Source organism: Microbacterium sp. K35, from assembly GCF_004794375.1.
Taxonomy (GTDB): domain Bacteria; phylum Actinomycetota; class Actinomycetes; order Actinomycetales; family Microbacteriaceae; genus Microbacterium; species Microbacterium sufflavum.
The window spans coordinates 1-22,817 of record NZ_SSDM01000410.1; the positions used below are offsets into that span (position 1 = coordinate 1).

Sequence of the window (22,817 nt, forward strand, 5' to 3'; positions counted from 1 at the left end):
CGGTCGTCGCGGCGCGCACCGGGCAGCGGCTGGTCGTGGACGACCGCGCCACGGTGTCGTCCTTCGTCGCCGCGCAGCATGTGGCGGAGCGGGTGCACCGGGGGCGCGTGGTGCTCCTGGGCGATGCGGCGCACGAGGTGAGCCCGATCGGGGGTCAGGGCATGAACCTCGGCTGGACGGCTGCGCTCCGGCTTGCCGCCGTCCTGCGCGACACCGAGCCGGGCGACAGGCCCGACCTCGACGCCTTCGCCCGTCGCACGCGGACGGCCGCCGCGCGGGCCCAGCGGCGCTCGGCGTTCTTCATGGCGATGGGCGCCCCCGCGCCGGTGCCGGTCGTCGCGGGCCGGGAGTCCCTGGTCCGCACGCTCGGCTCACCGGCGCTGCGCGCATGGACGACCGGCCTCCTCACGATGCACGGTCTCTGACGCACGAAGGCCCGGTCCGTGAGAGCGGACCGGGCCTTCGTGTGCGTGCGATCAGAAGTTGATCATGTGGCCGGCGAGGCCGTGGAAGCCCTCCTGCAGGGCCTCCGATAGCGTCGGGTGCGTGTGCACGTTGCGTGCCAGCTCGAGCGCCGTGAGGTCCCACTTCTGGGCGAGCGTGAGCTCGGGCAGAAGCTCCGACACGTCGGGGCCGATCATGTGCGCACCGATGAGCTCGAGGTGCTCGGCGTCGGCGATGAGCTTGACGAAGCCGACCGGCTCGCCGAGGCCGTGCGCCTTGCCGTTGGCCATGAACGGGAACGTCGCGACCTTGATCTCGCGCCCCTCGTCCTTCGCCTGCTGCTCGGTGAGCCCGAACGACGCGACCTGCGGCGAGCAGAACGTCGCGCGCGGCATCATCCGGTAGTCGCCCAGGGTCATCGTCTCCGCGCCGCCGATGGTCTCGGCCGCGACCACGCCCTGCGCCTCGGCCACGTGGGCGAGCTGCAGCTTGGCCGTCACGTCGCCGATGGCGTAGATGCCCTCGACGTTGGTGCGCATGTGGTCGTCGATGTCGATCGCGCCGCGCTCGGTGAGCTTCACGCCCGTGTTCTCGAGCCCGAAGCCCTCGACGTTCGGGGCGAATCCGACCGACATGAGCACCTTGTCGGCCTCGATCGAGCTCTGCTGGCCGTCCTTGCCCGTGTACGACACGGTGACGGACGAGCCGTTGTCGACGACCGACTCGACCTTGGTGGAGGTGAGGATGTCGACGCCGTAGTTCTTGTACTGCTTCGTGATCTCCTTCGACACATCGGCGTCCTCGTTGGGGAGCGCACGGTCGAGGAACTCGATGATCGTGACCTTCACGCCGTAGTTCGTCATCACGTAGGCGAACTCCATGCCGATCGCGCCGGCGCCGACGATCACGATGGACTTCGGCAGCTCACGGGAGAGGATCTGCTCCTCGTACGTCACCACGTTGTCGCTCAGCTGCACGCCCGGAAGCAGACGCACCTTGGAGCCCGTCGCGATGATCGCGTTGTCGAACGTGACCTCTTCGGTCGTGCCGTCGGCCTTGGCCACCGAGATGGCCTTCGGGCCGGTGAACGTGCCGCGCCCGTCGTACTCGGTCACCTTGTTCTTCTTCATGAGGAAGTGGATGCCCTTGACGCGCCCGTCGGCCACGACGCGGCTGCGGTCGAACGCCTTGCCGTAGTCGATGGTGAAGTCGCCGGAGATGCCGAAGAAGTCGGCCTTGTGCTTCAGAGTGTGCGCGAGCTCCGCGTTCTTCAGGAGCGCCTTGGAGGGGATGCAGCCGACGTTGAGGCACACACCACCCCAGTACTTCTCCTCGATGATCGCGGTGGACAGGCCGAGCTGTGCGCTGCGAACCGCAGCGACGTATCCGCCAGGACCTGCACCAAGGATGACGACGTCGTAGTGTGGCATGCCTTAAGCCTATCGCTCGGTGGGGGCGTCGGAATCGGACGGAGCGGTGCCGCCGCGACGGCGCATCGTCAGCCACACGGCGACGCCGATCACGATCAGGACGGCGAGGACCACGAGCACCCAGATCCACGCCGATGCGCCCGCGTCGTCGGGTGCCGTCGGGGCGGGGGATGCGGGCGTCGGGGTCTGCTCGGTCGGGGCCGCGGTGGCGGGAGCGGTGGTCGCGGGGGCGGTGGTCGGCGCGTCGGTCGCTGCCTCGTCGCCGGCGGTGACCGTGAAGGAGAACTCGCCGGAGGTGGGATGACCGTCGCTGGACACGACCTTCCACACCACGTGATAGGCGCCGGCGGGGCCGCTGCCGCTGAGCGGCTGCGTGACGATCGCGCCGTCCACGGTCGCCGGCCCTTCGGTGACCGTCGCGCCGGAGGGGTCGGTCACGACCACCTCGGTCGCGCCCTCGCCGTCGATCAGCTTCGCGCTGAAGGTGAGGGTGAGTTCGGAGGGAACCGTCTCGACCGAGGAGTCCGCTGCGGGCGACGACGACACCAGGGCGTCGTGTGCCGAGGCGGAGAGGGGGGAGAAGAGCACGAGGAAGGCGGCGAGGAGGGCCGCGGCGAGGGCGATCGGGGTGGCCGGGTGGCGCAGGGCTTTGGTCTTCACCCCTCCACCCTATGAATCACCGGTATGCGACGGCTGAGTGCGAAAGCGACCTCCCCGGGGGCCTGCGGCATCCGTTAGTCTGGACAGTCAGGAGGGCACAGTGACAGACAGCGACAGCCGACCGGCCGGTGAAGCCGCCATCCATCGCTCCGGCGACCAGAAGCACGATGTGACGCAGACGTTCGGACACGACTCCGACCTGTCGTTCGTGCCGTTCGGCGTGGAGTTGACAGATGTCGAGCAGTCGGCCATCTCGGCGCTGCCCTCCGGCTCGGCTTTGCTGCTGGTCCGTTCGGGCGCCCTGGCCGGGGCACGCTACCTGCTCGACACCGACGTGACCACCGTCGGCCGCCACCCCGAGGCCGACATCTTCTTCGATGACGTGACCGTGTCTCGTCGGCACGCGGAGATCACGCGCAACGGCGCCGCGTTCGAGATCATCGACCAGCGGTCTCTCAACGGCACCTACGTGAACGGGGAGCGCGTCGACCGCAGCACGCTCACCGACGGTGCCGAGCTCCGTGTCGGCAAGTTCCGGCTGAACTTCTTCGCCTCGCCCCTCGATCGTCCGGCGGCGAACGCCTGATGGCGGCGACTTCCGCCCGCGAACGCTCGTCGTCCGCGGGCCTGCTGAGTATCGGTCAGGTGCTCGCTCGCCTCACGCCGGAGTTCCCCGACCTGACCTCCAGCAAGCTGCGGTTCCTCGAGGTGCAGGGCATCGTGCGCCCGTCGCGCACCGAGTCGGGGTACCGCAAGTTCTCCACCGCCGACATCGAGCGGCTGCGCCTCGGGCTCACGCTCCAGCGCGACCACTACCTTCCACTGAGCGTGATCCGCGAGCAGCTCGACCAGGCCGAGGAGACCGGCGATGCCGCTGCCCTCGTCCCGCCGCCGTCGATCTCACCCGCGCCGCGTCGGTACCGCCGCGATGAGCTCCTCGCTGCCGCCGGCGCCGGCCCGCAGCTGCTCAACGACGCCATCAGCACCGGCGTCATCACCGCGCAGGAGACCTATCCGGAGAACACGGTGGCGCTCCTGCGGGGACTCGTGGCGCTCGACCGGCACGGCATCGAGCCGCGTCACCTGCGTTCGCTGCGCCAAGGGGCGGAGCGGGAGGTGTCGCTGATCGAGTCGGCACTGTCGACACTGCTCCGACGCACCGACGCGCCGTCGCGCGCGCGGGCGAGCGAACTGGCTCCGGAGCTCGCGTCACGGATCGACGACGTGCGGGCGCTGTTCGTGAAGGACGCGCTGTCGCGCATCCTTTCGTAACGAACTGATTGCGACACACCTTCGGCCCCGCGCGGATGTCGTTGCCGGTGCCGGGGCACTGCTCTACCGTGGAGATAACCGTTCCAGGGAGGATTTCAGATGAATGCGGATGAGCTCGCAGGCGACCCGCGGTTCGTGACCGAACTCCTCTTCACCGACGGTCTCCCGGCCATGGATGACGAGGTCGGCTACCGCGGCGCCGTGGCCGCTCGCGCCGCCGGCATCACGTATCGCCAGCTCGACTACTGGGCCCGCACCGAGCTCGTCGTGCCCACCGTCCGTGGCGCCAGTGGCTCCGGATCGCAGCGTCTGTACGGCTTCCGTGACATCCTCGTCCTCAAGCTCGTCAAGAGCCTGCTCGACACCGGCATCTCCCTGCAGCAGATCCGCACCGCGGTGGAGGAGCTGCGCCGGGCCGGTATCCGCGACCTCGCGGGAACCACCCTCATGAGCGACGGCGCCTCGGTCTACCTTTGCACGTCCAACGACGAGGTCATCGACCTGGTCAGTCGCGGGCAGGGCGTGTTCGGCATCGCCGTCGGCAAGGTGCTCCGCGAGGTGGAGTCGACACTGGTCGCATTCGACCCGACCGCACCGGACCCCGTCGACGAACTGTCGGCCCGCCGGGCGAAGCGCACCGCCTGAGCGGCGCCCCCGCACACCAACGAAGAACGGCCACCCTCGAAGAGGATGGCCGTTTCGTCGTTCGTGCGTGTGTCAGCTCTGCGGACCGCTCTCCGGGACGGGGATCCGTCCGGTGCGGATGATGCGGTCGAGCAGCTGATCGAAGTCGGCCGCAAGCTCCTGTGCGGAGTCGCCCGGCCAGATGTGCAGCGGCTTCGCCGCGCCCTGCGCCTGCTGCAGCGACGTGCGCTCGGGCAGCTGGGGGGAGAGCACGAGGGGACCGAACATGTCGCGCAGCTCCTTGATGCGGAACTGGTGCTCGATGGACTGCGGGCGCACGCGGTTCACCACGATGCCGAGCGGCTGGAGGCGAGGTGACAGGCCGCGACGGATCTCTTCGATGGCGCGCAGCGCGCGGTCGGCCGCCGCCACGGAGAAGAGCCCGGGCTCGGTCACCACCATCACGCGGTCGCTCGCCGCCCACGCGGTGCGGGTCAGCGCGTTCAGCGACGGGGCGCAGTCGATGAGCACGAGGTCGTAGTCGGCCTCCACGGCCGCCAGCGCCTCCTCGAGCTTCCAGACGTCGCGGACGCTCGGGTGCGGTCCGTCGAAGTTGATGGCGGACGGGCTGCCGATCAGCACGTCGATGGTCCCGGGGTGGACCTTGGCCCAGCCGCTGGAGGTGATCGCCTGACGGACGGTCTTCTCCTTCGGGTTGGCCAGGACGTCGGCGACGTTGAGTCGCCCGGCGACCTGGATGTCCATCCCGGTGGAGACGTCGGACTGCGGATCGAGGTCGACGACGAGCGTCCGGACGCCCCGAGCGAAAGCCGCGGAGGCCAGCCCGAGTGTCACGGTCGTCTTGCCGACGCCCCCCTTGAGAGAGCTGACGCTGAGTACGTGCACGGACACCACGTTACCTTCCCCTAGGCTGGGGGAACACTCAGCCCCGCCCATGCGCGTGCGTCGACGCCGCGCATCGAGCTCTCAGAGGTGTGCATGTTCCAGAAGATCCTTGTGGCGAATCGCGGCGAGATCGCGATCCGGGCATTCCGAGCGGCAGTGGAGGTCGGGGCCCGCACCGTCGCGGTCTTCCCTCATGAAGATCGCGGTTCGGTGCACCGGCTGAAGGCCGACGAGGCGTACGAGATCGGTGAACGCGGCCACCCCGTCCGTGCGTACCTGGACGTCGACGAGATCATCCGCGTCGCCCGCGAGTCGGGCGCCGACGCGATCTACCCCGGCTACGGCTTCCTGTCCGAGAACCCGGAGCTGGCGGAGAAGGCTGCCGCGAACGGCATCGTCTTCATCGGGCCGCCCGCGAAGGTCCTGGAGATGGCGGGCAACAAGGTCGAGGCCAAGCGCCACGCGATCGAGGCCGGGGTGCCGGTGCTCCGATCGACCGAGGCCTCCGACGACGTCGACGCCCTGGTGGCGCAAGCGGAGGACATCGGGTTCCCGCTGTTCGCCAAGGCGGTCGCGGGTGGCGGCGGTCGTGGCATGCGGCGCGTCGAGACCCTGGGCGACCTCGCTCCGGCGCTGGCCGAGGCGATGCGTGAGGCCGGCAGCGCCTTCGGCGACCCCCGCATGTTCCTGGAGCAGGCCGTCGTGCGGCCACGCCACATCGAGGTGCAGATCCTGGCGGACAAGACGGGCGAGACCGTGCATCTGTTCGAGCGCGACTGCTCGGTGCAGCGACGCCATCAGAAGGTCGTCGAGATCGCCCCCGCGCCGAACCTCGACGACGACGTCCGGCACGCACTGCACGGGTACGCCGTGGCCTTCGCACGCTCGATCGGCTATGAGAACGCCGGCACGGTGGAGTTCCTTCTGGAGACCGCGGGGGAGCGGGCCGGGGAGGTCGTGTTCATCGAGATGAACCCGCGCATCCAGGTCGAGCACACCGTGACGGAGGAGGTCACCGACGTCGACCTCGTGCAGAGCCAGCTGCGCATCGCCGCCGGACAGACCCTGGCCGAGCTCGGTCTGCAACAGGAGAACCTGCACCTGCGCGGTGCGGCGCTCCAGTGCCGCATCACGACGGAGGACCCGACGCAGGGCTTCCGTCCCGACACCGGGAAGATCACCACCTACCGTTCGCCCGGTGGCGCGGGGATCCGGCTCGACGGGGGAACCGTGCACCAGGGCGCGCAGATCAGCCCGCACTTCGACTCGATGCTGGCGAAGCTCACCTGCCGCGGCCGCGACTTCCCCGCGGCGGTGGCCCGTGCCCGTCGCGCGCTCGCGGAGTTCCGCATCCGCGGGGTGTCGACCAACATCCCGTTCCTTCAGGCGCTGCTCGACGACGCCGCGTTCGTGCGTGGCGACGTCAGTACCTCCTTCATCGACGAGCGCCCCGAGCTCCTGCGCGGACGCGTGTCGAAGGACCGTGGCACCAAGATCCTCAACTGGCTCGTCGACGTCACGGTCAACAAGCCGCACGGCGCGCATCCCGGGGTCGTCGACCCGGTGACGAAGCTCCCCGTGATCGACCTCGCCGCGACGCCGCCGTCCGGGTCGAGACAGCGTCTGCTCGACCTCGGCCCCGAGGGGTTCGCCCGCAGCCTCCGTGACCAGACGGCGCTCGCGATCACCGACACCACCTTCCGTGACGCGCACCAGTCGCTGCTGGCCACCCGGGTGCGCACGAAGGACCTGGTCGCCGCGGCGCCCTACCTCGCCCGGCTCACGCCCGAGCTGCTGTCGGTCGAGGCCTGGGGCGGTGCGACCTACGACGTCGCGCTGCGGTTCCTCGGCGAAGACCCGTGGGAGCGCCTCGACAAGCTGCGTGCCGCCCTGCCCAACGTGGCGATCCAGATGCTGTTGCGAGGACGCAACACGGTCGGCTACACCCCGTACCCGACCGCGGTGACACAGGCGTTCGTGGCGGAGGCGGCGGCGAGCGGCGTCGACATCTTCCGCATCTTCGACGCCCTGAACGACGTCGAGCAGATGCGTCCGGCGATCGAGGCGGTACGCAGCACGGGCACGGCCGTCGCGGAGGTCGCGCTGTGCTACACCGGCGACCTGCTCGACCCGGCGGAGGAGCTCTACACCCTCGACTACTACCTCGGCCTGGCGGATCAGATCGTCGCCGCGGGTGCCCACATCCTCGCGATCAAGGACATGGCCGGCCTGCTGCGACCGGCGGCCGCGGCGAAGCTCGTGACGGCGCTGCGCGATCGGTTCGACCTCCCCGTGCACCTGCACACCCACGACACCCCGGGCGGGCAGCTGGCGACGCTCCTCGCGGCCAGCGCGGCGGGCGTCGATGCGGTCGATGCGGCTTCCGCACCGCTGTCGGGAACCACGAGCCAGCCGTCGCTGTCGTCGCTGGTGGCCGCGCTCGCGCACACCGAGCGCGACAGCGGGCTGTCGCTCGCGGCGGTGTCCGACCTCGAGCCGTACTGGGAGGCCGTGCGGCGGCAGTATGCGCCGTTCGAGTCCGGGCTGCCGGGACCCACGGGGCGGGTCTACCACCACGAGATCCCGGGCGGTCAGCTGTCGAACCTGCGACAGCAGGCGAAGGCTCTGGGGCTGGCGGACGACTTTGAGCTCATCGAGGACATGTACGCCGCCGCCGACCGGATCCTCGGACGCGTGCCGAAGGTGACCCCCTCCTCGAAGGTCGTCGGAGATCTCGCTCTGCATCTCGCCGCGGTGAAGGCCGATCCCGCCGACTTCGAAGCAAACCCGGAGAAGTACGACGTGCCGGACTCCGTCGTCGGCTTCATGGCAGGCGAGCTCGGTGACCTGCCGGGCGGGTGGCCCGAGCCGTTCCGTTCCAAGGTGCTCGCCGGGAGATCGGTGCGTGCGGGGCTGACGGCCCTCACCGCCGAGGACGAGGCGGATCTCGCCGGATCGAGCGAGCAGCGCCGTTCGCGACTGAACACGCTGCTGTTCCCGGCGCCGACCGCCGAATTCCGTGAGCGCCGCGAGCTGTTCGGCGATCTGTCCGTGCTCGACACGAGCGACTACCTGTACGGGCTCGTTCCCGGGCAGGAGCACCTGATCGAGATCGACCGCGGTGTGCAGCTGTACGTCGGGCTCGAGGCGATCGGCGACGCCGACGACAGAGGCATGCGCACCGTGATGACGACGCTGAACGGTCAGCTCCGTCCGGTGTTCGTCCGCGACCGCTCCGTGGCGGTCGACGCGCACGAGGTGGAGAAGGCCGACACGTCCGTCCCCGGTCAGGTCGCGGCGCCGTTCTCCGGAGTGGTCACGCTCAAGGTCGAGGTGGGTGCGGCCGTCAGGGCCGGGGAACCGGTGGCATCGATCGAGGCGATGAAGATGGAGGCGGCCATCACCGCCCCCGTCGACGGCGTGATCGAGCGGCTTGCCATCGCCGAGACCCAGCAGGTCGACGCGGGTGATCTTTTGGTCGTCATCCGTCCGTCGCACTAATCTTGTGCGGGCGAGGCCGCGCACTGCGTTGCGCACCCGAGGCCCCGCACAGGCTTGGAGTGACACGTGACCACGAAGAAGACAGGCGACCCCGACGAGAATCCGCTGGGGGTGCTGGACGACACCGGGTCGATCGACACGGCGGGCATCGGCATCCTCGGCGGGACCGCCCAGGTGCGGGTGACGCTGCCGATCGAGGAGGACGACGACCTCGTCGATGACGGTGTCGTGGACGGCGAGGTGGTGGGCGACCTCATCATCGACGACGTCGCGGTCGAGGGCGCCCCTGTCCCGATCGCCGCTGCGGCGATCACGATCAGCTCGACGCCCGTGACTCCGCCGGTGGAAGAGGCGACGACGGCATCGCCGGTGTCGTCCGATACGCCGCCGCCCGCCCCGGCGCCGGAGAAGCCGATCGTGAAAGCAGCGATCGACGAGGGGGCTCAGCGACCCGCCGGGTCCGAGACCGATGCGGTGCGGGAGGCGATCGTGCTCGACGACTCGTCCGCGGGCGACGAGCCCGGCTCGGACGACGTCTCCTCCCCGCACGCCGAGGAGGAGGAGGCCGCCGCCCGCTTCCTCGCGAAGGCTGGTGCGGATGCGGGGGCTGCTGCCTCCCCGTCCTCCGTCTCGCCAGGTCCATCGCCCCGGAAGGAGCCACGGATGTCCACGTCCGACAGCCGATCCGTCACCCCGTCGCCGGTGCAGCCCGCACCCGCCGCCGAGGTCACCCTCGCCTCGAAGCGCCTCGGGGAGCTCAGCGAGTCCGCGCGTGAGTCCGCCGATCTGCTGACGGCCGACCGTCTGCTCGACCCGCACCACGTCACCAAGCCCGAGCCGGAGGGCGGCTGGAGCCACTTCCTCTATACGGTGTCCGGTCGACGGATCAACATCGGTGACAGCCGACGGGCCCGCGAACGCAAGGCGCTCACGGCGCGCATCGGCGCGCCGCTGACGGGCGGTGCGCGCTTCATCCCCGTGCTGTCCCGCAAGGGCGGCGTGGGCAAGACCACCATCACCGCGCTTCTCGGCATGGCCCTCGCCGATGCCCGCGAGGACCGCGTGATCGCCGTGGACGCGAACCCGGATCGCGGCACCCTCGCCGACCGGGTCGTCCGTCCGCAGCACGGCAAGTCCGTGCGCGATCTCGTCCGTATCCGTGACGAGGTGCGCGGCTACCACGACATCTCCGCGATCGTGGCTCGTGACGCGACCAGGCTCGACGTGCTCGCGTCCGACGCCGACCCCCACGTGGCCGAGGCCTTCAGCGACACCGACTACCGCGATGTCGCCGCGGTCGCCGCGCACTACTACTCGCTCGTCCTCACCGACACCGGCACCGGCATCGTGCACTCGGTGATGTCGGCCACGCTCGATCTCGCCGATCAGCTCGTGATCGTGTCGGGTCTCAGCGTCGACGAGGCACGCCTCGCGTCCGAGACGCTCACGTGGCTGGAGACCAACGGCTACACCGAGCAGGCGCGCAACGCGATCGTGGTGCTCAACCAGTCCACGCCGGGCAGCCCGCTCGTGCGCCTCAACGAGCTGCAGGCCCACTTCGCCACCCGGGTGCGCAGCGTGGTGCGGGTCCCGTACGACCCGCAGATCGCAGGCGGAGGGAGCATCGTGTTCGCGAACCTGCAGCCGGAGACCCGCACGGCCGCGCGGGAGCTCGCCGCCCTGCTCGTCGAGGGCCTGCGGGCGAAGGCCGCCTGATGGCCGTCCGCGAGATCCGCATCTTCGGCGACCCGGTCCTGCGAACGGCGTGCGCTCCGATCGATGAGATCGACGACGGCGTCCGCGCCCTGGTGGCCGACCTCGTCGACACGGTCGCGCTCCCCGGACGGGCCGGTGTGGCCGCGAACCAGATCGGCGTCGCCGTCCGGGCGTTCAGCTACAACATCGACGGCGACATCGGCTACGTCCTCAATCCCGTGCTGACCGAGGTCCGCGGGGAACCCCAGCCCACGGGGGAGGGGTGCCTGTCCGTGCCGGGCTTGTGGCACGACGCGCAGCGCCATCCGTGGGCCAGGGTCGAGGGCATCGATCTCGACGGGCAGCCTGTGGTGCTCGAGGGCGAAGGGCTGTTGGCCCAGGCGCTCCAGCACGAGACGGACCACCTCGACGGCAAGCTCTTCCTCACCCGGCTCGACCCGGAGACGCGCAAGGTCGCGATGCGGCAGGTGCGCGAGAGCTCCTGGTTCTAGCCGCATGAAGAAGGGCCCCGCCGCGGCGGGGCCCTTCTGCGACTGAGGTGCCGCTCAGCCGCCGATGGCGACGTTGGTGGTGGCGACCGGCTCGTCGTAGATCGCGGAGATCTCGTCGGCGAAGTCGTTCATGATGACGTTGCGCTTGATGGAGAGCTTCGGGGTGAGGTGGCCGGAAGCCTCCGTCCACTCCGAGTCGAGGATCGTGAACTTGCGGATCGACTCGGCCCGCGAGACCCGCTGGTTGGCCGCGTCCACCGCGCGCTGCACCTCGGCGCGCACCGCCGGGTTGGTGGAGGCGTCGGCGAGCGACATCTTCTCGTCCAGTCCGTTGTTGGCGAGCCAGGTGGGCAGCATCTCGGGGTCGAGGGTCACGAGCGCGGAGATGAACGGGCGCTGATCGCCGACGACGACCACCTGGCCGACGATCGGGTTCGCGCGGATGGGATCTTCGAGTGCGGCGGGTGCGACGTTCTTGCCGCCGGCGGTGACGATGATCTCCTTCTTCCGGCCGGTGATGGTGAGGAAGCCCTCGGAGTCGAAGCTGCCGATGTCGCCGGTGTGGAACCAGCCGCCCTCGCTGAAGGCTTCGGCGGTGGCCTCCGGGTTGTTCCAGTACTCCTTGAAGACGTTGATGCCGCGGACCTCGATCTCGCCGTCGTCCGCGAGCCGGATGCCGACCCCGGGAAGAGCGGGGCCGACGGTGCCGATCTTGGACTTGTCCGCGAGGTTCACGGTGGCAGGTGCCGTGGTCTCGGTGAGGCCGTAGCCCTCAAGAATGACGACGCCGAGGCTGTGGAAGAAGTGGCCGAGGCGGGCGCCGAGGGGAGCCGAGCCCGACACCGCGTAGACCACGTTGCCGCCCATGGCCTCGCGCAGCTTGCTGTAGACCAGCTTGTTGAAGAGCGCGAACTTGAGCTTCATGCCGAACGGGATCTTTTTGCCCTCTTCGAGGAGGCGCGAGTGCTCGATCGCGACGTCGGCGGCTGCGCGGAAGATCTTGCCCTTGCCGCCCGCTTCGGCCTTCTGCTCCGCCGAGTTGTAGACCTTCTCGAACACGCGCGGGACGGCGAGGAGGAACGTGGGCTTGAACGAGCCGAGTGCCGGCAGCAGCTGGCGCGTGTCCGGCTGATGACCCGTGCGCACGCCGGCGTGGATGTTGAGGATCGAGATGAAGCGTGCGAACACGTGCGCGGTGGTGATGAACAGCAGCGTGGAGGAGCCGGGCGTCTGCACGACCTCGTCGAGCGCCTTCGCGGCGTTGCGGGACAGCTCGACGAAGTTGCTGTGCGTGAGCACACACCCCTTGGGGCGCCCGGTCGAGCCGGAGGTGTAGATGAGGGTGGCGATGTCCGAGGCGACGGCGAGGTTGCGGCGGCGGTCGATCTCCTCGTCGGAGAGGGACGCTCCCTGCGCGGTGAGGGTGTCGATCGCGCCGAGGTGCAGCTGCCAGACCTCGCGCAGCAGGGGGAGGTCGCTGCGCACCTCGTCGACGCGTGCGAAGTGCTCGGGAGACTCGACGATGAGCGCGATCGCACCGGAGTCCTCCAGGATCCACTGGATCTGGGAGGGGGAGCTGGTCTCGTAGATGGGGACCATCACCGCGCCCGCGTAGAACAGGGCGAAGTCAACCAGCGTCCACTCGTAGGTCGTCCGGGCGAGGAAGCCGACCTTCTCGCCGGGCTGGATGCCGGCGGCCGCGAAGCCCTTCGCCAGGGCGATGACCGCGGTCTGGAAGTCGGCGGCGGAGATGTCGCGCCACCCGTCGCCCTGGGGGACGGAGAAGAGGGGGCGGTCGGGCGTGGCGCGCACGCGCTCCGCGAGAAGGTCGGCGACGTTCGCGTCGGGATCGGCGGGGACGATCGCGGGGACTTCAAACTGGACCACGGCAGCTCCTTCGGTACCGGTCGGGCACGGGCGTTGGTCCGAGTCTAGGGCATGGCACCCGGTCGCGCTCAGGGTGAAACTGAGTCGCGCACGGCCTGTGCGAGCGGGGCTGGGGCGGACACCGGAGCGGCGCTAGACTTCACCTCGATGTTCTACTGGCTGATGAAGTACGTCGTGATCGGCCCCGTGGTCAAGGCGGTGTTCCGCCCCTGGATCGTGGGCCGGAAGAACGTGCCCGCGAGCGGTGCGGCGATCCTCGCCAGCAATCACCTCTCGTTCGCCGACTCCATCTTCCTTCCCCTCGTGATCGATCGGCCGATGTCGTTCCTCGCCAAGAGCGACTACTTCACCGGTCGCGGCCTCAAGGGCTGGTCGACGAAGTTCTTCATGAAGGCGACAGGACAGCTGCCCATCGACCGCTCGGGCGGCAAGGCCTCGGAAGCTTCGCTCAACACGGGACTGCAGGTGCTCGGCGGCGGCGAGCTGCTCGGCATCTATCCGGAGGGGACGCGCAGCCCCGACGGCAAGCTCTACCGCGGACGCACCGGCATCGCGCGGATGGCGCTCGAGGCGAAGGTCCCCGTGGTCCCCGTGATCATGGTCGACACCGACACCGCGATGCCGATCGGTCGACGCATTCCCCGCATCATGCGGGTCGGGATCGTGATCGGCGAGCCGCTCGACTTCTCTCGCTACGCGGGCATGGAGAACGACCGCTACATCCTGCGCTCCGTCACCGACGAGATCATGGTGGCGCTGCAGCGACTGGGTCAGCAGGAGTACGAAGACGTCTACGCGTCGACCGTGAAGGACCGCCTGCCCACCCGCGTCACATAGCCTCCGCAGCGCATCTCGGCACCGTCGCCGACCAGTAGGCTTGACGCATGCTCCCGCACCACATCGATGCCCTTGATGCCTGGCGCTCGCTTCCCATCAAGCAGCAGCCGCAGTGGCCGGACGCCGACCGCGTCGCCGACGTCTCCCGGCAGATCGCCGCTCTCCCGCCGCTGGTCTTCGCGGGCGAGGTCGACAATCTTCGCGACCGCCTCGCGCGTGCCGCCTCCGGCCAGGCTTTCCTGCTCCAGGGCGGCGACTGCGCCGAGACCTTCGCGGGCGCGACCGCGGAGCAGATCCGCAACCGCATCAAGACGGTGCTGCAGATGGCGGTGGTGCTCACCTACGGGGCGTCGATGCCGATCGTGAAGATGGGGCGCATGGCCGGGCAGTTCGCCAAGCCGCGCTCGAGCGACACCGAGACCCGTGGCGAGGTCACCCTGCCGGCGTACCGTGGCGACATCGTCAACGGCTACGACTTCACGGAGGGCTCGCGTCAGGCCGACCCCGGTCGTCTGCTGCAGGGCTACCACACGGCCGCGTCGACGCTGAACCTGATCCGCGCGTTCACGCAGGGTGGTTTCGCCGATCTGCGCGAGGTGCACTCGTGGAACAAGGGGTTCGCGCAGAACCCGGCCAACCAGCGCTACGAGCGCATGGCCGCCGAGATCGACCGGGCCATCAAGTTCATGGAGGCTGCGGGCGCCGACTTCGACGAGCTGAAGCGTGTCGAGTTCTTCACCGGCCACGAGGGCCTCCTGATGGATTACGAGCGGCCGATGACGCGCATCGACTCGCGCACGGACACCCCGTACAACACGTCCGCCCACTTCCTGTGGATCGGGGAGCGCACGCGCGAGCTCGACGGCGCGCACGTCGACTACTTCTCGAAGATCCGCAACCCGATCGGCGTCAAGCTCGGCCCGACGACGACGCCGGAGACGGCTCTCGCGCTGATCGACAAGCTCGACCCCGAGCGCGAGCCCGGACGACTGACCTTCATCACGCGCATGGGTGCCGGCAAGATCCGCGATGCGCTGCCTCCGCTGCTCGAGGCGGTCCGCGAGTCCGGCGCGCAGCCGCTGTGGGTCACCGACCCCATGCACGGCAACGGCATCACGACGCCCACGGGGTACAAGACGCGGCGCTTCGATGACGTGGTCGATGAGGTGCGCGGGTTCTTCGAGGCGCACCGCTCCGTGGGCACGTTCCCGGGCGGCATCCACGTCGAGCTCACGGGCGACGACGTGACCGAGTGCCTCGGCGGCTCGGAGCAGATCGACGAGGCCGCCCTCGCGACGCGCTATGAGAGCCTGTGCGACCCGCGCCTGAACCACATGCAGTCCCTGGAGCTGGCGTTCCTCGTGGCCGAGGAGCTCGAGAAGCGCTGACGCCGCGGACACTGCATGACGAAGGGGCCGGAACATCGTTCCGGCCCCTTCGTCATGCGCCGACTCAGCCGGCGAAGCCCATCGTGAGCGTGATCGTCGCGCCCTTCCGCTGCGGGTCCGTCGGACTGTACGACTCGACGCGCGTGTTCTGATTGGCCAGCAGATCCCACACCGAGTCCGGGAGACCGGTGCCGCTCGTGTACGCCCACTTGAAGCCGGCGTCACGTAGTGCCTTGGTCGCCTCGTCGCGGGACAACCCTGACACGTCGGGGACGTCGAACAGCGGCGGACCCTGGGAGACGATGAGCTGCACGGTCTCGCCCGGACGCCAGGACCCCTCCTCGCCACGCTCAGCGATACCGATGACGCGGTCCTTCCCGATCGTGTCGCTGGGCTGGTACTGGCTCTCGGCGTTGACCTTGAGGCCCTTGCTGGTGAGGGCGTCGGTCGCCTGGCTCACGGTCATATCGCTCACATCCGGCACGGGGCCGCGCGAGATCTGGATGGTGGCGGTGTCCTTCTCGAAGACCGTGCAGCCCTCGTCGCAGCCGTAGGCGTCGCCACCCGCGCGGGGGGTGATGCGCACGTTGATGACCGAGCCGTCGGCGACGTCGGTGAAGTACTCCTCGTCGTCGGTGATCTCCAGGTTCGCCCCCTCCAGGGCCGCGCGCACCTCGTCGGCAGGCACCCCGGCCACGGCGGCGATGTCGTGCGACGCGGGTCCGGCGGAGACGACGACCGCGACCGTCGCCCCCTTGTCGAGGCGTGAGCCCTCGCCCGGATCGGTCTCGATCACGGTGCCCTTGTCGACATCGACCGAGAACTCGTCGCGCTGCGTCGGCACGAATCCGGCATCGGTGAGCTCGGCGGCGGCCTGGTCGTACGTCTGACCCGCGACGGCGGGTACGGCGATGAGCGAGCCGGGGCCGGAGCCGAACCACCAGCCGACGCCGCCGGCGAGCACGGCCAGCAGCAGCACGAGGGACAGGAGGAAGGCTCCGCGGGCGCGGCGCTTGGACGCACGGCGCCGCAGGATCGTGGCGTTGTCGACCGTGCCGGCGGTGGGCGCGACAGCGTCGGGGATCACCATCGTGCCCGGCATCACCTTGGTCAGGTCGCCCGAGTCGGCGGCGCTCTGCGGGGGAACGGTCGCCCTGGTCACCGCGGGGGAGATGCCGAGCTCGCGCTCGATGTCGCGAAGGCGCTCGAGCATCTGCTGTGCATCGTCCGGCCGCTCGTCCGGCGACTTCTCGGTCGCCCACAGCACGAGCTCGTCCAGCTGCTCGGGAACGGCGGGGTTGCGCACGCTGGGGCGCGGCACCGACTCCGTGGCGTGCTGGAACGCGATCTGCATCGGCTGCTCGCCCTTGTAGGGCTGCTCGCCCACGAGCATCTCGTACAGCATGATGCCGAGCGCATAGATGTCGCTGCGTGCGTCGGCCGTTCCGCGGGTGACGAGCTCCGGCGCGAGGTAGGCGATGGTGCCGAGGAGCTGCTGTCCGGTCGCGGTGTTCGCGGTCGTCGCGCGGGCCAGTCCGAAGTCGCCGATCTTGATGCGGCCGTCCTCGGCGAGCAGCACGTTCTCGGGCTTCACGTCGCGGTGCACGATCCCGGCACGGTGCGCCGCGGAGAGCCCGGCGAGCACGGCGTCCATGATCGTGATGGTCTGCGCGACCGTGAGGCGTTTCTGCTCCCGGAGGAGTTCGCGCAGGGTGATGCCGGGCAGGTACTCCATCACCAGGTAGGCGAGCTCGCCGTCCTGGCCCTGGTCGAAGACGTTCACGACGTGCGGATCGGCCAGTCGTGCCGCGGCGCGCGCCTCCTGGATGAAGCGGCTCTGGAACGCGGAGTCGTCGCTGAGGTGCGCGTGCATGACCTTGAGGGCGATGCGGCGTTCGAGGCGGAGGTCCGTGGCGACGTATACCGTGGCCATCCCGCCGCGTGCGATTCGAGCTCGGACTCGGTACCGACCGTCGACGAGCCGCCCGATGAGGGGGTCGGCCTGCTGATTGGTCGTCACGTCAGAATTCTAGGGAGGATTGCCTGAAAGCCCCGGGAGCGCCTCACCCCTGGACCCCGTATTCCCCGGACATCTCAGCCGTACAGCGCGAGCCAGGCGTAGGCCTGAGTCTCCCACTGCCCGTACTTATCGGGGTAGGCGGAGATCTGCACGGCCTGCGCTGCCGCGGTGAACGACAGGCTCTCCCACCCGGGGATGTCGAGCAGGCCTCGGGTGACCGTGCCGTTCGGATCGCTCGGGCCGCCATAGAACACGCGGGTGCTGCGGTCGGCGTCCATGATCTGCTCCGGCGTGCCCCACCCGGTGCTCGGGCGCTGCTGGAAGATGCCGAGCGAATCCCGATCGCCCCAGTCCAGGTTGCGCAGCCCGGACTCGACCATGCCGGTCGCGAGCGCCGTCGCGATGGCGCGATCGGACACGCCGAGCTCGCGACCGATGCGGATGATGAGGGCGGCGGTGCCGGCCTGCTCCGCGGTGAGAGCGGCGCTGAGATGACCTCCCGGTGCGGGAGCGGCCGCCGGGGCTGTGGCCGGCGCAGGAGCGGCGGCCGCCTGCACGGCGATCTTCTGCCCGGGGTAGATGATCGACGACGGCCCGAGACCGTTCAGTGCGAAGAGAGCCTGCGTCGTGGTGACGTAGGACTGGGCGATCCCGTACAGCGTGTCACCGGCAGCGACCGTGTGCGTCGTCGCCGCGGGAGCGGGCGCCGAAGCCGGAGCCGGAGCGGCAGCGGGTGCCGCGGCGGGCGCAGCCGCGGGCGCGCCGATGGCGAGGCTCTGCCCCGGGTAGATGATCGAGGCGCGGGTGAGCCCGTTCGCGGACAGGACCGCATCGACGCTCGTGCCGTAGCGCTGCGCGATGGCGTAGACCGTGTCTCCCGCGACGACGGCGTGCACGGTGGTGGCGGCCGGTGCGGGCGCCGGTGCCGGAGCAGGCGCCGGAGCGGCGGCAGGATGGAGCACGAGCGTCTGCCCCGGGTAGATCACGGAGCGCCAGGACAGGCTGTTCCAGGTCAGGACATCGACCGTGCGCAGCCCGAAGCGACCGGCGATGGCCGCCACGGTGTCGCCCGGCTGGACGACATAGGTCGCCGGCGCCACCTGGGCGGGCACGCCGCGCGGGGGAGCGGTGCGCTGCCGTTCGAGCGGCGCGACCGAGGCGTCGGTCACGGCGACGGCCGGCGCGGCTGTCAGCGTTGCGGCGAGAGCGCCGGCGATCGCGGCGGGCAGCCCCAGCTGCAGGGTTCGAGCGCGGCGAGCAGCGGTCTGAAGGTTCACGACGGGCCCCCTTTTCGAGCACTTCACGCTGACACGGATGTATAGAGATGTCAACAGAAGTGACACATGTGAACAGTGTGACGCGAGTGCTGAAATGCGTCAGGGACGCCGAGGTGAGATAGTGGGCATCGTGTCTGAGAACGTTGCCGCCTCACCCGAAGCCGCCCCCGTCGAGTGGTTGACGCTGTCCGACCTCGTCGAGGTCCTCGGTGAGCCCCTGGGACGCGTGCGTCGACTGATCGACGACCATCACCTGGTCGGATCGCGTCGTACCGGTGTCTTCGCCGTCCCCTCCGTGTTCATCGTCGATGGGCACCCGCTGAGTTCGCTGCGCGGCACGGTCATCGTGCTGCAGGATGCGGGCTTCAGCGATGACGAGCTCATCGACTGGCTTCTGGCGGAGGAGGAGAGCCTCGGCCGTTCGCCCATCGCGTCGCTGCTGGCCGGCCACAAGAGCGAGGTCCGCCGACTCGCGCGCACCCTGGCCTGAGCGGGCTTCAGGCAGAGCGCACCGTCGCGGCTCGCCCGAGGTCGCGGAGCTCGCCCACGGCGGCGTTGTCGAGCGGAGCTCCGGTCAGCGCCCTGTCCGCCTCGTGGGCGTACGCGGAGATCATGTCCTCCACCCGTGCGAGCGCGCCGGAGTCCGCGATGGTCGACTGCAGAGCGGCCACCTGCTGCGCACTCAGCGCCGGGTCGCCGAGCAGCTCATCGAGGATGGTGCGTGCGGGCGCGTCGAGCGCCTCGCGGGTCAGCGCGACCAGAACCGTCCGCTTGCCCTCTCGCAGATCGTCGCCGGCCGGCTTGCCCGTCACGGTGCTGTCGCCGAAGACGCCCAGCACGTCGTCTCGGAGTTGGAACGCCATCCCGACCGGGTGACCGAAGCGTCGCAGCGCTGCGAGCTGCTCGTGGTCTGCGCCGGCGAAGGCGGCACCGAGGACGAGCGGCTGCTCGATGCTGTACCTGGCCGACTTGAGCGAGGCGATGCGCAACGCGCGTTCCGCGTGCTCCTCCGCCGGGTTGACGCTCCAGGCGGACTCCTCTGCGATGTCCAGGAACTGGCCCGTGGTCACATCGCGTCGCATGCGGGCGTACTCCCCGCGCACGGCGCTCGCGTGCGGATGGCCGTCGAGGGCGGCTTCGAGCAGGTCGTCGCTCCACGCCACCAGGAGGTCGCCGAGCAGAACGGCCGCCGCGCGACCGAAAGCCTCCGCGTCTCCGCTCCAGCGGGCGCCGCGGTGCGACGCCTCGAGGGCGCGATGGGCCGCGGGGCGACCGCGCCTGGTGTCGGAATTGTCGATCAGGTCGTCGTGCACGAGGGCGGCGGATTGGAAGATCTCGAGGGCCGCGCACAGATCCCACAGGCGGTCGTCCTCGGTGGCCGTGCGCTCGTGGAAACGGGCGACGGCACGCCACCCGGCATGACAGAAGCGCGCGCGCAGTCGCTTGCCACCCGCTAGCGTGCTCGCCGCCATGTCGAGGAACGCGCCCGCATCCGGCCCGTAGGCCGATGACTCCTCCCGCATGCGTGCGAGGAAGCCGTCCAGTCGGGCGGCGACGGCGTCGGGGACGGGAGAGGCTGACGGCACGACTCCCAGCATACGTAAAGGAAGGGAGGGGCCTGACGCTGGCCCCGGACGCCCGTCGAGCGTAGACTGGAGTGCACCATACCCGAGGGGGACGAGATGCCACTCTCCGAACAGGAGCAACGTCTGCTCGACGAGATGGAACGCCATCTCCTTCACAATGACGCCGATGTGGTGAGCGCGCCGTCCGGTGACCGCGCACTCAGCTATCGCAACCTCGTCTACGGGGCGCTCCTGCTGCTCGCGGGCGTCGGCGGTCTCGTCGTCGGTGTCATCCTCGGCGATGTCTGGGGTGTGGTGGTCGGGGTCATCGGGTTCGCGGCCATGCTTGCCGGCGTCATGCTCGCGGTCACCCCCGTGCGTCGCTCGGCGCCGGCCGAGCCGCGTCAGCGCTCGACCGCGAAGCGACAGGACTCCTCCTCCTTCATGGATCGCATGAACGATCGCTGGGATCGCCGCCAAGACGGACGGTGACCCGCCTCACCTTCTCTGAGAAGCCCGGATGCTCTGCATCCGGGCTTTTTCCGTGTGTGGACTCTTTCCTCCACTGGGCCTCCACGACCCTCCACTGACGCTCCACCCCGCTCCACCGCGTAATCACGCGGTTCTCTGGCGCGCCCGGAGCCCTTCAAGCAGAATCTACGGGCATTCGTCATAGAAAGTGGAGCAAAGTGGAGTAAAGTGGGGCGCACCTCGAGTTGGCCGGACGGAGAGGGGGTGAAGGCCGATGCTGCTGGGCACGCACTCACCGAAGCTGGACGACAAGGGACGGGTCATCCTTCCCGCGAAGTTCCGCGAGGACCTGGGCGGCGGCATCGTCGTCACCCGCGGTCAGGAGCGCTGCCTCTACGTCTTCAGCACGGCCGAGTTCGAGGCGATGCACGAGCGGATCCGTCAGGCGCCGCTCGCGAACAAGCAGGCACGTGACTTCATGCGCCTGTTCCTCTCCGGAGCAAGCGCGGAGATGCCCGACAGCCAGAACCGCATCACCATCCCCGCCCACCTGCGTCAGTACGCCGGTCTTCAGAAGGAGCTCATCGTGACCGGAGTGGGTGCTCACGCCGAGATCTGGGACGCCGAGAGCTGGAACGCCTACCTCGCCGCTGGTGAGGAGTCCTACGCCGAACTGGAGCAGGAGGTGATTCCGGGACTGTTCTGACCACGGCTGTGATGCCCCGCCGCTCCCGCCCCGACACACTTCCCCGGTGCCGGGTCGCGAAGCGGAGGGGGATCAGAGCCGAAGGTCGGACCCGAGAGAGATCATGAGCCTCCGCGACATCCACACCCCCGTCCTGCTCGACCGCTGCGTCGAGCTGCTCGCGCCCGCCCTGCAGGAGGACGGCGCCGTCCTGGTCGACGCGACCCTCGGAATGGGCGGCCACTCCGAGGCGCTGCTCGAGCGGTTCCCCGGCATCCGCCTGATCGGGCTCGACCGCGACACCGACGCGCTGCGGATCGCGGGGGAGCGGCTCGCCCGGTTCCGCGATCGCCTCACCCTGGTGCACGCCGTCTACGACGAGATCGGCCTGCATGCTCAGGGGGCCGCGGGCATCCTGTTCGACCTCGGGGTCTCCTCGCTGCAGCTCGACGAGGCCGAGCGCGGTTTCGCGTACGCCAAGGACGCTCCGCTGGACATGCGGATGGACCAGACGAAGGGCATCACCGCCGCCGACGTCATCGCCACCTACAGCGAGGGCAACCTGCGGCGCATCTTCGAGCGCTACGGCGAGGAGAAGCTCGCGGGCCGATACGCCCGATTCATCATCGAGGCGCGGCAGAAGCAGCCGATCCTGCGGTCGGGCGAACTCGTCGACATCCTCGTCGCCGCCACGCCCGCGGCCGCCCAGCGCGCTGGACACCCCGCCAAGCGGGTGTTCCAGGCGCTGCGCATCGAGGTCAACGCGGAGCTGAACGTGCTCGCCGACGCGATCCCGGCCGCGATGGACGCCCTCGCCGTCGGCGGGCGCATCGTCGTGATGTCGTACCAGTCGCTGGAAGACCGCCTGGTCAAGCAGGCGTTCGCGGCCGCGTCCGCGTCCACGGCCCCGGCGGGGCTGCCGGTCGAGCTCCCGGAGCACGCCCCCCGCTTCCGCATCCTGACCAAGGGCGCGGAGCTCGCCGACGACGAAGAGCGCGCCCGCAACCCGCGGGCGATCCCGGTGCGCCTGCGCGCCGCTGAGAAGGTGCGGGAGAGCGCATGAGCATGAACGCAGTACGCACGGCGGCCCGTCCGCTGCCCTCCGAGGCGCCGCAGCGCGCACCGAAGCGGCGACTGCAGCCGGTCACCACCCCCGCGGTCCGCCGCAAGCCGAAGCTGGCCTATGCGCTCGTGGCCCTCGCGGGCGCCGTCGCCATCGGCGCGGCCCAGGTCGGACTGTCCCTTGCGATCACGCAGGACTCGTTCACCCTCGCGGGCCTGTCGTCCCAGCAGCGGGAGCTAGATCTGCACACGCACGCCCTGCAGGAGGAGCTCACCGGCCTGAGCTCGCCGCAGGTGCTCGCCAGCAGCGCAGCCGCGCTCGGGATGGTCGTCGCCGGTTCCCCCTCGTACCTCCGGCTCAGCGACGGCGCGGTCTTCGGCACGGGGTCGGGAGCCGACTGGACCTCGACCGTCGACCCGAACGGCGCGGCGGCCGTCGGGAACGTGCTGATCACCGAGAACGCACCGCCCGCGGAGCAGACCGCGCAGGGCGAGGACGGCGTCGCGCCGCCCGCGCAGGATCTTCCGCCGGCCATCACCGACGGCCTCCCCAGCCCCACCACCCACTGATCGCAACGACC

The 22,817-nt window shown here is 69.8% G+C and carries 21 protein-coding genes; 14 read left to right on the plus strand and 7 right to left on the minus strand.

Annotation, left to right across the window (positions count from 1 at the left end; genetic code table 11):
• Positions 1–425, plus strand: a 425-nt coding sequence (locus DW299_RS16850) for an FAD-dependent oxidoreductase (protein WP_205814436.1), incomplete at its 5' end; no start/stop codon positions are given.
• 51 nt (positions 426–476) lie between these two features.
• Here DW299_RS16850 and lpdA read toward each other — a convergent pair.
• Together lpdA and DW299_RS16860 are read right to left on the minus strand one after the other, a co-directional pair.
• Positions 477–1,874, minus strand: a complete 1,398-nt coding sequence (gene lpdA / locus DW299_RS16855; protein ID WP_136031272.1) for a dihydrolipoyl dehydrogenase — start codon at positions 1,872–1,874, stop codon at positions 477–479.
• Between the two features lie 9 nt (positions 1,875–1,883).
• Positions 1,884–2,534 carry a copper resistance CopC family protein gene (locus DW299_RS16860; protein ID WP_136031274.1) on the minus strand — a complete coding sequence of 217 codons (651 nt, stop codon included), beginning with the start codon at positions 2,532–2,534 and terminating at the stop codon, positions 1,884–1,886.
• Between the two features lie 100 nt (positions 2,535–2,634).
• On the opposite strand from DW299_RS16860, the gene DW299_RS16865 reads away from it, so the two are divergent.
• From DW299_RS16865 to DW299_RS16875, 3 genes are all read left to right on the plus strand, one after another.
• The gene (locus DW299_RS16865; protein WP_136031276.1) at positions 2,635–3,120 is read left to right on the plus strand and encodes an FHA domain-containing protein; all 486 of its coding nucleotides are present in this window, start codon (positions 2,635–2,637) and stop codon (positions 3,118–3,120) included.
• Positions 3,120–3,806 carry a transcriptional regulator FtsR gene (ftsR, locus tag DW299_RS16870; RefSeq protein ID WP_136037276.1) on the plus strand — a complete coding sequence of 229 codons (687 nt, stop codon included), beginning with the start codon at positions 3,120–3,122 and terminating at the stop codon, positions 3,804–3,806. The genes DW299_RS16865 and ftsR overlap by 1 nt, the downstream gene beginning before the upstream one ends.
• 99 nt (positions 3,807–3,905) lie before the next feature.
• Positions 3,906–4,451 (plus strand): MerR family transcriptional regulator, encoded by a 546-nt coding sequence (locus DW299_RS16875; protein WP_136031281.1) that lies wholly within the window; start codon positions 3,906–3,908, stop codon positions 4,449–4,451.
• 72 nt (positions 4,452–4,523) lie between these two features.
• Here DW299_RS16875 and DW299_RS16880 read toward each other — a convergent pair whose 3' ends face one another.
• Positions 4,524–5,336 (minus strand): ParA family protein, encoded by an 813-nt coding sequence (locus DW299_RS16880; RefSeq protein WP_136031283.1) that lies wholly within the window; start codon positions 5,334–5,336, stop codon positions 4,524–4,526.
• A 93-nt stretch (positions 5,337–5,429) separates the two neighbouring features.
• On the opposite strand from DW299_RS16880, the gene DW299_RS16885 reads away from it, so the two are divergent.
• From DW299_RS16885 to DW299_RS16895, 3 genes are all read left to right on the plus strand, one after another.
• Positions 5,430–8,837 (plus strand): pyruvate carboxylase, encoded by a 3,408-nt coding sequence (locus DW299_RS16885; protein ID WP_136037277.1) that lies wholly within the window; start codon positions 5,430–5,432, stop codon positions 8,835–8,837.
• 66 nt (positions 8,838–8,903) lie between these two features.
• Positions 8,904–10,553, plus strand: a complete 1,650-nt coding sequence (locus DW299_RS19570; RefSeq protein WP_240745441.1) for a MinD/ParA family ATP-binding protein — start codon at positions 8,904–8,906, stop codon at positions 10,551–10,553.
• Positions 10,553–11,044 (plus strand): peptide deformylase, encoded by a 492-nt coding sequence (locus DW299_RS16895; RefSeq protein ID WP_136037278.1) that lies wholly within the window; start codon positions 10,553–10,555, stop codon positions 11,042–11,044. Before DW299_RS19570 ends, DW299_RS16895 begins: the two co-directional genes overlap by 1 nt.
• 54 nt (positions 11,045–11,098) lie before the next feature.
• Here DW299_RS16895 and DW299_RS16900 read toward each other — a convergent pair whose 3' ends face one another.
• The gene (locus DW299_RS16900) at positions 11,099–12,931 is read right to left on the minus strand and encodes an AMP-dependent synthetase/ligase (protein ID WP_136037279.1); all 1,833 of its coding nucleotides are present in this window, start codon (positions 12,929–12,931) and stop codon (positions 11,099–11,101) included.
• Between the two features lie 147 nt (positions 12,932–13,078).
• On the opposite strand from DW299_RS16900, the gene DW299_RS16905 reads away from it, so the two are divergent.
• Positions 13,079–13,768, plus strand: a complete 690-nt coding sequence (locus DW299_RS16905) for a lysophospholipid acyltransferase family protein (protein ID WP_136037280.1) — start codon at positions 13,079–13,081, stop codon at positions 13,766–13,768.
• Between the two features lie 47 nt (positions 13,769–13,815).
• A complete protein-coding gene (locus tag DW299_RS16910) occupies positions 13,816–15,156 on the plus strand; it encodes a class II 3-deoxy-7-phosphoheptulonate synthase (protein WP_136031294.1) in 1,341 nt (446 codons plus the stop codon).
• A 64-nt stretch (positions 15,157–15,220) separates the two neighbouring features.
• Here the strand turns inward: DW299_RS16910 and pknB are convergent, their stop codons facing one another.
• Together pknB and DW299_RS16920 are read right to left on the minus strand one after the other, a co-directional pair.
• The gene (pknB, locus tag DW299_RS16915; protein WP_136037281.1) at positions 15,221–17,176 is read right to left on the minus strand and encodes a Stk1 family PASTA domain-containing Ser/Thr kinase; all 1,956 of its coding nucleotides are present in this window, start codon (positions 17,174–17,176) and stop codon (positions 15,221–15,223) included.
• A gap of 74 nt (positions 17,177–17,250) precedes the next feature.
• The gene (locus DW299_RS16920) at positions 17,251–18,453 is read right to left on the minus strand and encodes a LysM peptidoglycan-binding domain-containing protein (protein ID WP_136037282.1); all 1,203 of its coding nucleotides are present in this window, start codon (positions 18,451–18,453) and stop codon (positions 17,251–17,253) included.
• 121 nt (positions 18,454–18,574) lie between these two features.
• On the opposite strand from DW299_RS16920, the gene DW299_RS16925 reads away from it, so the two are divergent.
• Positions 18,575–18,943: an Rv2175c family DNA-binding protein gene (locus DW299_RS16925; protein WP_240745442.1), complete on the plus strand. Its 369-nt coding sequence runs from the start codon at positions 18,575–18,577 to the stop codon at positions 18,941–18,943.
• Positions 18,944–18,950: 7 nt separating this feature from the next.
• On the opposite strand, the gene DW299_RS16930 is transcribed toward DW299_RS16925, so the two are convergent.
• Entirely contained in the window at positions 18,951–20,039 is a 1,089-nt protein-coding gene (locus DW299_RS16930) for a polyprenyl synthetase family protein (RefSeq protein ID WP_240745443.1), read from the minus strand.
• A 96-nt stretch (positions 20,040–20,135) separates the two neighbouring features.
• Here DW299_RS16930 and DW299_RS16935 point away from each other — a divergent pair, with 96 nt between their 5' ends.
• From DW299_RS16935 to ftsL, 4 genes are all read left to right on the plus strand, one after another.
• Positions 20,136–20,510 (plus strand): SCO2097 family morphological protein, encoded by a 375-nt coding sequence (locus tag DW299_RS16935; RefSeq protein WP_136031304.1) that lies wholly within the window; start codon positions 20,136–20,138, stop codon positions 20,508–20,510.
• 253 nt (positions 20,511–20,763) lie between these two features.
• On the plus strand, positions 20,764–21,195 hold the full coding sequence (gene mraZ / locus DW299_RS16940) for a division/cell wall cluster transcriptional repressor MraZ (protein ID WP_136031306.1): 432 nt from the start codon (positions 20,764–20,766) through the stop codon (positions 21,193–21,195).
• A gap of 103 nt (positions 21,196–21,298) precedes the next feature.
• On the plus strand, positions 21,299–22,237 hold the full coding sequence (gene rsmH, locus DW299_RS16945) for a 16S rRNA (cytosine(1402)-N(4))-methyltransferase RsmH (RefSeq protein WP_136037285.1): 939 nt from the start codon (positions 21,299–21,301) through the stop codon (positions 22,235–22,237).
• On the plus strand, positions 22,234–22,806 hold the full coding sequence (ftsL, locus tag DW299_RS16950) for a cell division protein FtsL (protein WP_136037286.1): 573 nt from the start codon (positions 22,234–22,236) through the stop codon (positions 22,804–22,806). Before rsmH ends, ftsL begins: the two co-directional genes overlap by 4 nt.
• The last annotated feature ends 11 nt before the right edge of the window (positions 22,807–22,817 follow it).

Excerpts from the sequence above, each read along its gene's own strand:
- lpdA (WP_136031272.1), bottom strand. The coding sequence starts at position 1,874 with ATGCCACACTACGACGTCGTCATCCTTGGTGCAGGTCCTGGCGGATAC.
- ftsR (WP_136037276.1), top strand. The coding sequence starts at position 3,120 with ATGGCGGCGACTTCCGCCCGCGAACGCTCGTCGTCCGCGGGCCTGCTG.
- DW299_RS16875 (WP_136031281.1), top strand. The coding sequence starts at position 3,906 with ATGAATGCGGATGAGCTCGCAGGCGACCCGCGGTTCGTGACCGAACTC.
- DW299_RS16885 (WP_136037277.1), top strand. The coding sequence starts at position 5,430 with ATGTTCCAGAAGATCCTTGTGGCGAATCGCGGCGAGATCGCGATCCGG.
- DW299_RS16895 (WP_136037278.1), top strand. The coding sequence starts at position 10,553 with ATGGCCGTCCGCGAGATCCGCATCTTCGGCGACCCGGTCCTGCGAACG.
- DW299_RS16905 (WP_136037280.1), top strand. The coding sequence starts at position 13,079 with ATGTTCTACTGGCTGATGAAGTACGTCGTGATCGGCCCCGTGGTCAAG.
- DW299_RS16910 (WP_136031294.1), top strand. The coding sequence starts at position 13,816 with ATGCTCCCGCACCACATCGATGCCCTTGATGCCTGGCGCTCGCTTCCC.
- DW299_RS16935 (WP_136031304.1), top strand. The coding sequence starts at position 20,136 with ATGCCACTCTCCGAACAGGAGCAACGTCTGCTCGACGAGATGGAACGC.
- mraZ (WP_136031306.1), top strand. The coding sequence starts at position 20,764 with ATGCTGCTGGGCACGCACTCACCGAAGCTGGACGACAAGGGACGGGTC.
- rsmH (WP_136037285.1), top strand. The coding sequence starts at position 21,299 with ATGAGCCTCCGCGACATCCACACCCCCGTCCTGCTCGACCGCTGCGTC.
- ftsL (WP_136037286.1), top strand. The coding sequence starts at position 22,234 with ATGAGCATGAACGCAGTACGCACGGCGGCCCGTCCGCTGCCCTCCGAG.